The following is a 13,811-nucleotide window of genomic DNA, read 5'->3' as shown; positions in this document are numbered from 1 at the left end:
CAGCGAGGCCAGGACGAGCGGTGGGTCGGCCAGATGCTTGAGAGCGGCGTTCCGAACCTCGATCGGCTCCTCGGCGGCGGCGTCCCCGAGGGCGACGTCATCCTCGTCACGGGGCCGCCCGGGTCGGGAAAGACGACGCTCTCGTTGCAGATCGCCTTTCGCGCCGCGTCCTCGAACAAGAACGTCGCGTACGTCTCCACGCTCTCGGAGCCTCCCGCCCGGCTCGCCCGGCACCTCCGGTCCTTCTCGTTCTTCGACGAGAGCAGGATAGGAAAGCAACTCTTCCTCTTGCACGTTTATCCGGTCGTCAAGGAAGGGCTCGACCGGACGCTCGACGCGCTCATCGCGGCGGTGAAGGACCATCGGGCGAGCCTCCTCGTCATCGACGGCCTCGACACGATCCGCGACCTCCATGCCGGGACGGCTCAGATCCGCACGTTCATCTACGAGCTCGCCGTGGCGCTCGCGGGGCTCGAATGCACCACGATCATCACGAGCACCGGCAGCGGCCGGCTCGATCCAGGCGCGGGGATGCCGCCGGAGCTCACGATGAGCGACTGCATCATCCTCCTGGCCCAGATGAACGTCGGCACCCAGGCCATGCGCACCGTCCAGGTCCAGAAGGTGCGAGGGCGCTCTCCGATGCTCGGCGTCCACACGATGCGGCTCGGTCCCGACGGCGTGAGCATCTTTCCACGCATCGAGGCCCTCACGGTGCCTTCCGACAGCGGCCTCCACCAGGAGCGGCTGCCGCTCGGGCAGGTCGAGCTCGACAAGATGCTGTCGGGAGGGCTGCCCCGCGGCAGCGTGACGCTCCTCGCGGGCGCCCCCGGGACGGGCAAGACGCTCGTGGGGTTGCAGTACATCGTCGACGGCGCCCGACGAGGTGAAAAGGGCCTCATCGTCGGCTATCGAGAGTCGCCGAGCCTCCTCGTCGACAAGGTGCGCGCCTTCGGCATGGATCTGGCGACGCCTATCGAGCAGGGCCTCGTCCGCGTCCTCCATCGCGTCCCGATCGACACCGGCGCGGACGAGCTGCTCTGCGAGATGCTGCGGGAAATCGAGGACTTCGGCCCCAAGCGGCTCGCGCTGGACAGCATCGCCGAGATCGAGCAAGCAGTGCCCGACGAGCGGCGCCGGCGCAGCGTCCTCACCTGCTTCGCGGAGGTGCTTCGAACCCGTGACGTGACGGCGCTCGTCACGCGGGAGATCAGCCAGGTCACCGGCCCGGAGCTCGACTTCTCCGACTCTCCGCTGGCGAGCCTGGGCGAGAACTTGATCCTTCTCCGATACGTGGAGTTCCGCAGTGAGCTCTACCGCATCCTTTCCATCCTCAAGATGCGCGACACCGCGCACGACCGCACGATCCGGCAGTACGAGATCTCGAACGGCGGCCTCCGCGTGCTCGCCGCCATGGAGAGCGGCGAAGAGGTCCTCTCGGGGATCGCTCGCATGCCCTCGGAGCTGCGGGTGAAGCGCTCGGCGCCCTCTTCCATGGGCGGGCCCCCGTGATGAGCCCGAGCCCCGATGCGCTCGGCGTGGCGCGCTGGATCATGCAGCACGAGCTCGGGGAGCGCGAGGCTCCCGAGGAGATCGCGCGGGGCGTCGAGCGCTGCTTTCAGCGCCTCCACGAGGCGCTGCGGAGCCTCGTCGGCGTGGCGGGGGTCGAGGCGCTCGTCGGGCGCGCGGTCCACCTGGCGCAGCCGGAGCACGGCTGGATCGAGACCGCCGTCGTTCCGGCGAGGTCGAACGTGGTCTTCGAGGGTCTGGCCGGGCGCGTCGAGCGCGAGGGCGCGCCGGCCGTGATCGACGGCATGACAGCCTTGCTGGCGCACCTCATCGGACTGCTCTTCACGTTCATCGGCGAGGAGCTCGCGCTGCGGATCGTCCAGCGGATCTGGACGGAGGTGCCGCGACCTGCAGAGAGCCGTGGAGCCTCCACCACGGGGGGCAAGTAGATGAGCACGACCGGAGATACGCCGTTCTCGCGTCTGTCGACCGGGGTCCCGGGCCTCGACGAGGTGCTCGGCGGGGGGTTGCCCGAGTACTCGTTCAACCTGATCGCGGGCGAGCCGGGGTCGGGGAAGACGACGCTGGCCCATCAGATCATGTTCGGCAGCGCGACGACCGAGAGGAGAGCCCTCTACTTCACCGTCCTCGGCGAGCCGGCCCTCAAGATGCTGCGCTACCTGCAGCAGATGTCGTTCTTCGACGCCAAGAAGGTGGGAGATCCCATCCGCTTCGTGGATCTGAGCCAGGAGGTGCTCCAGCAGGACCTCGGCAAGGTGTTCGACAGGATCGTGCAGATCGTGCAGGAGACGGAGCCCGCCATCGTGGTGGTGGACTCCTTCCGCGCCGTCGTTCGCGCGCGGGTGCTGCGCGAGGCGGGCGAGATGGAGCTGCAATCGTTCCTGCAGCGCCTCGCGCTTCATCTCACGAGCTGGCAGGCGACGACCTTCCTCGTCGGCGAGTACCTCGAGGCGGAGATGCAGGACAACCCGATCTTCACCGTCGCGGACAGCATCTTCTGGCTCAGCCAGAGCAGGGAGCGGAACTCCATCGTCCGCAAGCTCCAGGTCATGAAGCTCCGCGGCCAGGCGTCCATGCCTGGGCTCCACACCTTCCGGATCGACCGAGACGGCCTCCACATCTTCCCGCGCGTCCTGAAGAGGATGGCGGAGAGCGAGAGGGCCCACCCGAGCCACCGCGTCTCGAGCGGCGTCCCCGGGCTGGACGGGCCGATGGGCGGCGGGATCCCCCTCGGGGACACCATGCTCGTCGCGGGGCCCTCGGGCTGCGGCAAGACGTGCCTTGGCACCCACTTCATCTCGGGCGCGACCCCGGAGGAGCCCGGTGTCCTCGTGGTCTTCGAGGAGCACCCCAAGGACTACCTCGCCCGCGCGGGGGAGATGGGCTTCGACCTCGACGGCATGGTGAAGAGCGGTGCGCTCAGGATCATCTCGCTCCGGCCCCTCGACCTCTCGGTCGACGAGACGCTCCAGGAATTGCAGCAGGCGGTCATGGAGATGCACGCCAAGCGGCTCGTGATCGATTCGCTCACGGGGTTCGAGGTGGCCCTGGCGCCGGCCTTCCGCGAGGACTTCCGGGAGTCGCTCTATCGCATGATGGGGGCCTTGACGGGCGCGGGCGTCACCATGCTCATGACCGTCGAGGTCACCGAGTCGTTCCACGAGCTGCGCTTCAGCCCCCACGCCGTCTCGTTCTTGACCGAGAACATCGTCATCCTGCGCTACGCCGAGATCGACGGCGCGCTGAAGAAGGTGTTATCGATCGTCAAGATGCGGAAAAGCCAGCACTCGGCCGAGCTGCACGAGTTCGCGATCACCTCGAAGGGGATGGTGATCAAGGCGCCGCTCACGCAGTACCAGGGCATCTTGACCGGGGAGCCGAAGCTGCGCGCGCAGCGCGAGCGCGCGGCGTATCCAGGGCTCACCGAAGAGGAGGACACGCTGCTGCAGCTCCTCCTGGAGGAGAAGGAGGCCACGCAGGAGGAGATCGCCGCCGCGCTCGGCTGGAGGGGCGCAGAGCTCGGCTGTGCGCTCGATCGGCTCGTCAAGCTGAGCTACGCCATCAGGGTCGTCGAGGAGGGCAAGACGATCTATCGGCCGCTGGCGCGCGCGCTCGGCCGAGAGTAGAGGAGGGGCGAGGCTGGGGAGATGAGTCCGCCGCGGAAGGTAAGGAGACCGTCCGAGCGGAGGTCCGCGCCGCCGGGCACCGAGGCCCTCCTGCGCCGCGCCGCGGAATCCTCGCCCCTGCCGACGGCGTTCACCGGGGGGCCGAAGCACGTCGTGCGCTATGCGAACCAGGCGCTCTGCCGGCTCATGCAGAGATCGCCCGAAGAGATGAAGGGCGAGCCGCTCGTCACGCTCCTCCAGGACGCCGGCACGCTCGCCGAGATCGAGGACCGCGTCCATCGAAGCGGGACCACCGAGCTCGCGAGCGATCTCGTCTATGCCTCCGCGGGCGGACGGACGGGCCATTGCCTCGCCGTCGTGTCCCCCGTCCTCGACGGGCGGGCACGCTCATGGGGCCTCTGCGTGCGCCTCATCGACACGACGGTGCAGGTGACGGCGGGCATCGAGCTGGCCCAGATGGCCGCCGAGGTGCGACAGGCCAACGAGGCGCTCGTCCTCGCCGGGCTCCGCGAGCAGCAGCTCGCCGAGCGCGCGACGCAGCTCTACCAGGAGGCCCAGAGCGCCACGCGCGCCCGAGAGGACCTCCTCGCCATCGTCTCCCACGACCTCAGGGCCCCTCTGAGCGCGATGATCATGAGCATCGAGCTTCTGATGAGCGGGGGGCCGGACTCCAGTGGAAGGTCGCGCGAGCGACTCGACATCATCAAGCGATCCGCCGAGCGGATGAGCCGCCTCATCCGGGACCTGCTCGATGCCGCGGCCATGGAGGCCGGACGTCTCTCGGTCGAGCGGCGCCCGGTTCCGCTCGCGCCGCTCGTGGGCGACGCGGTCGACGCCATCCGGCCGCTCGCGGCGGCCAAGCTCCTGCGTCTCACGAACGAGCTCGCGGCCGACCTCCCCGCCGTCTCCGCCGATCCGGTGCGGCTGCAGCAAGTCCTCTCGAACCTCCTGGAGAACGCCGTCAAGTTCACGCCGGCGCGCGGGGAGATCACCGTCCGTGCACGAGCCCTCGGCGACGAGGTGATGCTCTCCGTGACGGACACCGGGCTCGGGATCGCGCAAGGGGACATCCCGCTGATCTTCGATCGTTTCTGGCAGGCGCGCCCCACCGCCCGCGCGGGCACCGGGCTCGGGCTCTCCATCGTGAAGGGGATCGTCGACGCTCACGACGGCCGGATCTGGGTCGAGTCCAGCGTCGGACGGGGCAGCGCGTTCTTCGTCGCGCTGCCGGTCGCGGAGGCCCCTGCCAGCGGCGGCGGCTGATCAGCGCCCAGGCGCTCCTCCCACGGCATGACCCACAACGAGCTCTACGACAGCGAGCACGCCGCGCGCCGCGGCGCGCGCGGAGCCGCCAAGACCGGCTCCGTGACGGTCGTGCCACGTACGTCCAGCGACTCCGATTGAATCCATAGCTGCACGTTCTCGACGGCGCCTATCACGAAGACGGTGCAGAGCTGGTGTGGGAGGAGCTCGGTGATCTGCAGACGCGCGAGGTCGGTGAGGTGCTCCAGATGGCAAGAGCACCGCGGACCAGCGAACCGCCTGTCAAGGATGAAGTGTGCCCGCGGCCCGCCGATGCGCCGTTTTGCGCGCTGCGTCGCGCTCGAATGCGCTCCACAGTCCCCGCGACCTCGCCCTCCGACGCCAGCGATGTCGCCCGATCCGCTCGTCGCGCACACCTCATCGCGCAGCGAGCCGGCTTCTTCTACTTACGCGCTGCGCCGCGCTCCGGCAGCGGCTCTGCCACGGCCCGCCGCTCGTGCATCCGGCGGGCCAGGTCGGCGGCGCCTCGGCCCGGAGCCAGGGGCTTGCGCAAATTCCGGTGCCAGGCATTGTGCCGGTGCGACGGGCCCTTGGCACCGGGCGAAACCTTTCCAACAATCCCGACCCGTTCAACCCTCGAGAAAACAGTGGAAACGCAAAATTCTACCATCATTTACACGAAGACGGACGAGGCGCCGGCCTTGGCCACCTATTCGCTCCTCCCGATCGTCGAGGCGTTCACGAAGGCCGCCGGGGTTCGAGTCGAGACGCGCGACATCTCCCTGGCGGGCCGCATCCTCGCCAACTTCCCCGAGCGGCTGACGGACAGCCAGAAGCTAGGCGACCACCTGGCGGAGCTCGGTGAGCTGGCCAAGACGCCGAACGCCAACATCATCAAGCTACCCAACATCAGCGCCTCCATCCCGCAGCTCGTGGCCGCCATCAAGGAGCTGCAGCAGCAGGGCTATGCCGTGCCGGACTATCCCTCCGAGCCGAAGACGGAGGAGGAGAAGGCGATCAAGGCGCGTTACGCCAAGGTGCTCGGCAGCGCCGTGAACCCCGTCCTGCGCGAGGGCAACAGCGATCGCCGCGCCTCGCCCGCCGTCAAGGATTACGCCAAGAAGCACCCGCACTCGATGGGCGCGTGGAGCCGCGACTCGAAGAGCCACGTCGCGCATATGTCGGGCGGTGACTTTTACGGCAGCGAGAAGTCCGTCGTGGTGGACAAGGCGCAGGAGCTGAAGATCGAGCTCGTCGCCGGCGGCAAGACGACCGTGCTCAAGCCGAGCGTCAAGGTGCAGGCGGGCGAGGTCGTCGACGCCAGCGTGATGAGCGCCAAGGCCCTGCGCGCGTTCTACGCCGAGCAGGTGGCGGACGCGAAGAAGCAGGGAGTGCTGTTCTCCCTGCACCTCAAGGCCACGATGATGAAGGTCAGCGACCCGATCCTCTTCGGGCACGCCGTCAGCGTGTTTTATGCCGAGGCGATCGAGAAGCACGCGGCCACGCTGGCCAAGATCGGCTTCGACCCGAACAACGGCATCGGCGACCTGTACACCAAGATCCAGGGCTTGCCGGCAGACGAGAAGGCGGCGATCGAGGCGGACATCAAGGCCGTCTACGAGCAACGCCCGACGCTGGCCATGGTCGACTCCGACCGCGGCATCACCAACCTGCACGTGCCCTCGGACGTGATCATCGACGCCTCGATGCCGGCGGCCATCCGCTCCAGCGGCAAGATGTACGGCACGGATGGCAAGCTCTACGACGCCAAGTTCACGATCCCCGATCGCTCCTACGCCGGCATCTACCAGGCGACGATCGAGTTCCACAAGCAGCACGGGGCGTTCGACCCGCGCACGATGGGCACCTCGCCGAACGTGGGGCTCATGGCGCAGGCCGCGGAGGAGTACGGCTCACACGACAAGACCTTCAAGATCGCCGAGAGCGGCACGGTGCGCGTCGTCGACGCCTCCGGCAACGCCCTGCTGGAGCAGAAGGTCGAGGCCGGCGACATCTTCCGCGCGTGCCAGACGAAGGACATCGCGATCAAGGATTGGGTCAAGCTGGCCGTCTCCCGCGCGCGCGCCACGGGCGCCCCGGCGGTGTTCTGGCTCGACGAGAACCGCGCCCACGACAAGAACCTGATCGCCAAGGTCAAGGCTTACCTGTCCGAGCACGACACCAAGGGCCTGGAGCTCCCGATCAAGAGCCCGGTGGAAGCGATCCAGTTCACGCTCGGCCGCATGAAGGAGGGCAAGGACACCATCAGCGTCACCGGCAACGTGCTGCGCGACTACCTGACGGACCTGTTCCCGATCCTGGAGCTGGGCACCAGCGCCAAGATGCTCTCCATCGTGCCGCTGCTGGCCGGCGGCGGCCTGTACGAGACCGGCGCCGGCGGCTCGGCGCCGAAGCACGTCCAGCAGCTGCAGAAGGAGAACTACCTGCGGTGGGACTCGCTCGGTGAGTTCCTGGCGCTGCAGGTGTCGATCGAGGACCTCGCCAACAAGACCAACAACGCCAAGGCGAAGGTGCTCGCCAAGGCGCTGGACACGGCGGTCGGCCTGTTCCTCGAGAACAACAAGAGCCCGGCGCGCAAGGTCGGCGAGATCGACAACCGCGGCAGCCACTTCTACCTCGCGCTCTACTGGGCGCAGTCCCTCGCCAAGCAGACCGAGGACAAGGAGCTGGCGGCCAGGTTCGGCAAGCTCGCCCAGACCCTGACGGACAACGAGTCCAAGATCGACGGCGAGCTGATCGGCGCGCAGGGTAAGCCCGTCGACCTCGGCGGCTACTACCACTTCGACGACAAGAAGACGTTCGCCGCGATGCGGCCCAGCGCCACGCTGAACGCGGCCATCGACGGCTTCTCCTGAGCCGCGCGGGATCCCCGCCGAGCGCGCGCGTGGAGACAGGCGACGCGCTCGGCGGCCACGGCCGTTCAACCACCGTACGACCGAGTCACGCGCCGGGTGAGCGCCTTGACGCCCACCATCAGACGATGACACCCTGTCTGAAATCGTTGGGTGGACTGGAGCAGGGAATGGCCGGACGAGGACGATCGATCAGCGGAGATAAGCCCAAGCCCGGCGCTGGCGGCGGTGGAGAAATCTCTCCAGGGAGGCTGGATCCGTTCGAAGGGAAGGACTCCTTCGACGGGGAGACGTTCGATGGGCTCACCCTGGAACGAGCGGACCTGAGCGGCCGAGATTTTTGCGGTTGTGTGTTCCGGCGTTCGAAGCTCGGCGAGAGCCGCTGGACGCGCGCTCGTCTCGAGAGCTGTGTCTTCGAGAGCTGTGATTTGACCAAGGCCGACCTCACCATGCTCTCGCTGCGCGGCGTGGCGTTCAACTCCTGCAAGCTGATGGGCGTCGACTGGACGAACATCGCGAAATATCCCGACGTGTCGTTCGAGGATTGCGACTTGCGGTATGTCATCATGGATTCGCTCGCGCTGCGCAAGACGCGCTTCGAGCGGTGCGCGATCACCGAGTCGGTCTTCGCCGCGACGGACCTCGCCGGGGCGGTGTTCGAGGAGTGCCGCTTCGCGGGGACGCGCTTCGAGGACTGCGACCTTCGAAACGCGCAGTTCCCTCGAGCCCAGGATCTGTTCATCGATCCGGCGAAGAACAACGTGAAGGGCGCCCGCATCCCGCTCGAGGCGGCTATCCTGCTCGCGGCCTCGTTCGGCATGCACGTGCTCGGATTCACGGAGAAGGACGGCAGATGACGGATCGAGTCTCCGCGGCGCGGCCTCGAATTACCTGCAGCCTTTACAGCTTCGCGGCGCTCCCCAGCTCAGCCGGGAGCGCCGCGTCGAGCCAGGCCTCGAACGTGCTCGACAGCGCGCAGGTCGCCGCGCCGCCGCAGAGGTCGGCGCGCTTGGCCGTGAGCTCGCCCTCGATCGCCTCCCGCGTGGCTCCGAGCACGCGCGCGCAGACGAGGTTCTTCGCCGTCTGAGCGACGTTCACGCCGCTGCCGGCCGTCACGACGATCGCCGCGGGTTTCTTGCCGCACGCGCGGCCGAGCGCCGCCGTCGCGCCGGCGTCGGTCGCTGAAAACGAACCGTCCTGCACCGAGTGAAAGTAGAACTTCGGCCCGGTCACGCGCGGCGGGCAGCTCTTCACGCCGCAGTCCGCGCCGAGCCACGCGACGAAGGGACCGTAGCTCCCGATGTCCGGCCGCATGTCGTGGTCGAGGTGCTCGATGCCGAGGCCGCCGGAGACGCTCGGGGCCTTCGCATAGGCGGACACCGCTCCGTTCGAGAACGTCCAGATCGGGCTCGGCGCCGCCGGCTTCGCGCCCGCGGCAAGCGCGTTGAGCTCGTAGGGGACGATGAGCTCGTCGTTGCCGTCGTCGTCGAAGTCATAGACGTTCAACGCGGAGATCGCGAGTCCGCCGGGCGCGACCTCGATCGTTCCGAGCGGCGCCGCGAAGCGCTTGCCTTCGAGGTCGATGCGCACGACCTCGATGTCGAAGGCGAGCGCGCGCGCCGCGCCCTCGCCGGCGCCCGCGAAGCGCGTCAGCGACAGCGCCCAGGAGCCGAGCCCCGCCGGCTGGCAGACCCCGAACTTCGGCAGGCGCGTCGCCTCGGCCGCCGAGACCTTCTCGGGCCCTTCGAGCTTCTGCGCGCCGGAGATGCGCGCTCGGTTCTGATCGAGGAGCTCCTGGCAGGCGCGCCGGTGCGACACCACGGAGCCGGCCCAGTCGAGCTTCGCGCTCGTCCCGTCGATCTGGAGCTCGTAGCGCGTGTCGGTCCACTCCAGCGTGACGCTCTGCTTGGCCTCGGCCCGGAACGGTGCGACGAGCCGGAGCTCGCCGCGCTCGTCGGCGAGGACCTCGTTCGACGGGCCGGCGTCGGGCCCCTCGCCGGCGCCGTCCGCCGCCACGGGCTCGCTCGGCTTTTCGGCTGCAGCCTCCGCGCTCGGATCGTGGATCACCGCGCGAACGGGGTGCCCTCCGGTCCCGTTCTTCTTCCGGCAAAGCAGCTCGATCCAGCCGTCGAGGCTCTTCGCCTCGCAACCGAGGCCGACGGCGGCCGCGATCGACTCGCTCCGGCCCTCCTTGAAGGACGCCGGCGCACCGGAAGACGCCGGCGCACTCGACGACGGAGCCGGCTCGGTGGGCGCCGCGGTCGCGGGCGCGGGGGCCGACGAAGCTGCCTCCGCGGCGGCCGGCGACGCTGTCTCCGCGGCGGCCGCCGCCGGAGCGCTCGAGCCGGCGCTCGGTCCCGAGCTCGCCGCCGGCAGGCCGGCCTCCTCGGATTTCTGACAGCCAACGAGAATCCCCAGCAGAAAGCAAGCGCTCAATATCTTCATGGTCCGGTCCCCTGGATCTAGCAGCCTGCGTACCAGCTCAGAGGCACGGGCGAAATGGCGCTGCCGGCGCAAGGAGCGGCTGCGGCGCGTGTCCGTGCGGCCACGGTGTCGCGAGGGGTTGACACCTCGGGTTGACCGACGTCCAAGCTCCCCCCACGATCGGAGCAGGAGCGCGCGGGCAGGCGAGGCTCGGCCATCGTAGCGCGATGGCCTGCTACATCGGCCCGCGATCTCCGGGCAGGATCACGGAGACAGGCTGAGCATCCCATTCCATCGCGGCGTCAGGCGCCTGGAGAGAGCAGATGAGCGAGTCCACCATTCACGGGGGTTGTCTTTGCGGGGCGGTGACATTCGAGGTCGATCCGCCGTTCCAGCTGATGGTCCATTGCCATTGCTCGCGGTGTCGCAAGGGCACGGGCACGGGCCACGCCACGAATCTGGCCGTCGATCCCGGCCAGCTCCGATGGCTGTCAGGGGAAGAGGCCATCACGCGTTATGAGCTGCCCACGGCGAAGAGCTTCGGGAAGTGGTTTTGCAGCCATTGCGGGTGTCCCGTCCCGCGTCTGAGGCGCGGCGGCAAGATCATGGTCGTCCCGGCCGGTTCGCTGGATACAGCGCCGCCCATCTCGCCGACGGATCACATCTTCTGGGGATCCAGGGCGCCGTGGGGGTGCGCCAGCGGAGGGCTTCCAACCCACGACGAGGTTCCAGCGTCGTGGTAGGACGACCGGGCGTGTCGTCCCCTTGATCGTCGTGCAGGGTCAGCGGGTCACGCTGCTGTCCGGCCCGGCGCCCTTGGGGGGCTCGTAAGGCTCGGGGCTCTTTCCGACGGTCCTGAGGTTCACGAGCTTGTTGAGCAGATCGAACCAGAACGGCGCGCCGAGGGAGGCGGCGACCGCGGTGATGAGGATGCCGGGGGTCAGGAGCCTGTCGAGCACCCCGCGGATCCAGCCGACGATGCCCTGGCCGAGGATCGCCGCGATCGCGTTCCAGAGCTTCGGAACGCTCGTGTGCTCGGGGGTCTTCACGCCCCAGGTGATCTCGATGTCGAGCCCGGTGAGCCGGGAGCGCGCGCCGCTTCCCTCGGCGATCGCGGCCATGATGTCCTCGTTCTGGTCGACGCCGCCGGCCTGGGGCGCGGCGCGGGGCGGCGACTTCGCGATCTCCTGCGCCGCCGCGATCAGCCGGGCGCGCACCACCGCGTCGCGCGAGAGGGCGCCCGCGAGGCGGATGCTGTCGGCGTTGAACCCGACGCAGAGGACGAGCGCCGTCGCGCTGATGATCAGCTGCGCGCGGCGCTTGTACCGGCCGGCGGCCCGGTCCATGGCGTCATTGAACCAGCGCTCCAGCCGTATGTTGGCCTCGCGCATGTCCTTGACCGTCGAGTCGACGATCGTGGTGAGGGCGCGCCGGAGATCGCTCTTCGGCGGCATGCTCCGGATGATGTGCTTCAGCTCGTCGAGCGGGTCCTCGTCGCGGCTCGGCGCCGCCGCGATCTCGCCCGGCGCAGGCGCGGCGGCGCTCGCCTGCGGCGGAGCGACGCCGTCGCTCGCCTGCTGCGGGGGCGAAGCGGCGTCGCCCGCCGGCGCAGGCGCGGCGCCGGTCTGCGAAGGTGCGGCGCCGGCCTGCGGGGGCAGCGCCGCGGCGCTGTCGGGCCAGGGGACCTGCCGCAGGGTGTCGATGAGCGCGGCCACGAACGCGTGCGACGGGATGTAGGACGGCCCTACCCAGCCGTACTTGAGATCCTTGATCAGCGGGTGCTCGCGGAGCTTCGCCGCGAGCGGGCTCGGGAGCGGCCCCGGCATCACCCGGGTGCGCACCAATTCGACAGCGCGCCGCGCCGCGCGCCTCATGACCTGCTCCAGCGGGGAGCTCTTGGGGGCGGCTGTGTCGGCGGCGCCGGGCGACTGCTTCACGTGCGCGTCGAGCTCGCTGTCGGCCAGCATGATCTCGATGCTCTGCGCCAGGTTGAGCGCGCGCAGCCGGAGCACGCCGGCGAGCGCCTCGTGGATGGCCGAGCAGAGGACGCTGAGCAGGAAGAAGACGCTGACGAGGCCGATCGCGATGTCGAGGGTCGTTCCCATGGGCATCCGGAAGGGCAGGGCGCGCGGCGGCGCGAGGCGCAGGCCGGCGCGCGTCGCGCGCTCCCCCGGCCAGCAGGGACAGGGAGGAAGAGGCGGCCCTGCGAGCGCCCGTTCCCCGCCGCGGCCCGACCAGCAACTCCCCTCCGCGGCCCGATCAGCATACGCCACCCGGCGCCGCGGAGCGAGCGAGAGAGCGCGCTCGCTCTCGCGTATCATCCCGCGTCATCCCGTGCTCGATGCCACGGGATCTTGGTCTACCATCACGCCCCCGTGACGAGCTCCACGCTACCCCCCGAGTCGCGGCGCAGCAGCGCGCCGCAGCCGCGCGCCTCCTGGGTCCAGGAGAGGGCCGACCCCGACCGGACGACGATGCGGCCCAGGCGCGCCCGGCTCGTGCACGAGCCGCCGCCGGCGTCGCCGCCCGGAACGCTCGTCATCGAGGAGACGCAGCGGCCGAAGATCTTCGTCATCGACTACGACGCCGAGGTCGTGTCCGAGAAGGAGATCCAGAGCGTCGACGAGTGCATCCCCTACCTCACGGACGACCGGCCCTCCATCACGTGGGTCGATGTCCGGGGGCTCGGGCACAAGGGGACCTTCGAGCGGCTGGGCGAGATCTTCCGTGTCCACCCGCTCGCGCTGGAGGACATGGTCAACGTGCCCCAGCGGCCGAAGGCGGACGTCTACGGGGGCGAGCACGTCCTCATCATCGCGCGGATGGCGCAGGTCAACGAGCGCTGCGTGCTGCGCACCGAGCAGCTGGCCATCCTGGTCGGCAAATCGTTCGTCCTGACGGTGCAGGAAGAGGCCGACTGGGACGTCATGGAGGCCGTGCGGGAGCGAATCCGCTCCGGCCGGGGCTCGATCCGGGAGCGGGGCGCCGATTACCTGGCGTACGCGCTGCTCGACGCGGTGGTCGACGGCTTCTTCCCGGTGCTCGAGCGGCTCGGCGAGCACATCGAGGACCTGGAGGTCGAGGTGATCGACGCGAAGCGCCGGATGTCGAAGCCGATCCACGATCTGAAGCGGGATCTGCTCACGCTCCGGCGCGCCATCTGGCCGCAGCGCGATCTCGTCAACGCGCTGCTCCGCGAGGACAACCCGATGATCTCCAAGGACACGCGGCTCTACCTGCGCGACACGTACGATCACGCGGTGCAGCTGATGGACATGGTCGAGACCTACCGCGAGCTGAGCTCCGGCCTCATGGATCTCCACCTCTCCGGGATATCGAACAAGATGAACGAGATCATGAAGGTGCTCACGATCATCTCGACGATCTTCCTCCCGGTCACCGCCATTGCAGGCATCTACGGGATGAACTTCCACCACGAGAGCTCGCCGTACAACATGCCGGAGCTCGACTGGTATTACGGCTATCCGCTCGTATGGTGCCTGATGCTGGCGAGCGTCGTCGGGCTGCTCACGTACTATCGCCGCAAGGGCTGGATCAGGAAGGACGACGACGGCGCCTGAGCGGCGGCGAGCGC

The 13,811-nt window shown here is 69.0% G+C and carries 10 protein-coding genes; 8 read left to right on the top strand and 2 right to left on the bottom strand.

What is annotated here, in order from left to right:
- The first annotated feature begins 33 nt into the window (after positions 1-33).
- The 6 genes from WME82_RS36570 (at position 34) to WME82_RS36545 (ending at position 8,649) form a co-directional block, all read left to right on the top strand.
- The gene (locus tag WME82_RS36570; protein ID WP_438039100.1) at positions 34-1,512 is read left to right on the top strand and encodes an ATPase domain-containing protein; all 1,479 of its coding nucleotides are present in this window, start codon (positions 34-36) and stop codon (positions 1,510-1,512) included.
- Positions 1,512-1,958: a hypothetical protein gene (locus WME82_RS36565; RefSeq protein WP_438039099.1), complete on the top strand. Its 447-nt coding sequence runs from the start codon at positions 1,512-1,514 to the stop codon at positions 1,956-1,958. Before WME82_RS36570 ends, WME82_RS36565 begins: the two co-directional genes overlap by 1 nt.
- A complete protein-coding gene (locus tag WME82_RS36560; protein ID WP_438039098.1) occupies positions 1,959-3,656 on the top strand; it encodes an RAD55 family ATPase in 1,698 nt (565 codons plus the stop codon).
- 21 nt (positions 3,657-3,677) lie between these two features.
- Positions 3,678-4,919 (top strand): ATP-binding protein, encoded by a 1,242-nt coding sequence (locus WME82_RS36555; RefSeq protein WP_438039097.1) that lies wholly within the window; start codon positions 3,678-3,680, stop codon positions 4,917-4,919.
- Between the two features lie 647 nt (positions 4,920-5,566).
- Positions 5,567-7,795, top strand: a complete 2,229-nt coding sequence (locus WME82_RS36550) for an NADP-dependent isocitrate dehydrogenase (protein WP_438044967.1) — start codon at positions 5,567-5,569, stop codon at positions 7,793-7,795.
- Positions 7,796-7,962: 167 nt separating this feature from the next.
- Positions 7,963-8,649 (top strand): pentapeptide repeat-containing protein, encoded by a 687-nt coding sequence (locus WME82_RS36545; RefSeq protein ID WP_438039096.1) that lies wholly within the window; start codon positions 7,963-7,965, stop codon positions 8,647-8,649.
- A gap of 43 nt (positions 8,650-8,692) precedes the next feature.
- Here the strand turns inward: WME82_RS36545 and WME82_RS36540 are convergent, their stop codons facing one another.
- The gene (locus WME82_RS36540; RefSeq protein ID WP_438039095.1) at positions 8,693-10,237 is read right to left on the bottom strand and encodes a hypothetical protein; all 1,545 of its coding nucleotides are present in this window, start codon (positions 10,235-10,237) and stop codon (positions 8,693-8,695) included.
- Between the two features lie 302 nt (positions 10,238-10,539).
- On the opposite strand from WME82_RS36540, the gene WME82_RS36535 reads away from it, so the two are divergent.
- Entirely contained in the window at positions 10,540-10,959 is a 420-nt protein-coding gene (locus tag WME82_RS36535; protein ID WP_438039094.1) for a GFA family protein, read from the top strand.
- Between the two features lie 39 nt (positions 10,960-10,998).
- On the opposite strand, the gene WME82_RS36530 is transcribed toward WME82_RS36535, so the two are convergent.
- On the bottom strand, positions 10,999-12,321 hold the full coding sequence (locus WME82_RS36530; protein ID WP_438039093.1) for a hypothetical protein: 1,323 nt from the start codon (positions 12,319-12,321) through the stop codon (positions 10,999-11,001).
- A gap of 270 nt (positions 12,322-12,591) precedes the next feature.
- On the opposite strand from WME82_RS36530, the gene corA reads away from it, so the two are divergent.
- Complete coding sequence (gene corA / locus WME82_RS36525; protein ID WP_438039092.1) at positions 12,592-13,797, top strand: magnesium/cobalt transporter CorA; 1,206 nt, start codon at positions 12,592-12,594, stop codon at positions 13,795-13,797.
- Positions 13,798-13,811: the final 14 nt, after the last annotated feature.

Source organism: Sorangium sp. So ce128, from assembly GCF_051525245.1.
GTDB lineage: Bacteria > Myxococcota_A > Polyangia > Polyangiales > Polyangiaceae > Sorangium > Sorangium cellulosum_B.
The sequence above is the reverse complement of the archived record's forward strand: the minus strand, read 5'-3'. Positions and strand labels throughout refer to the sequence as shown.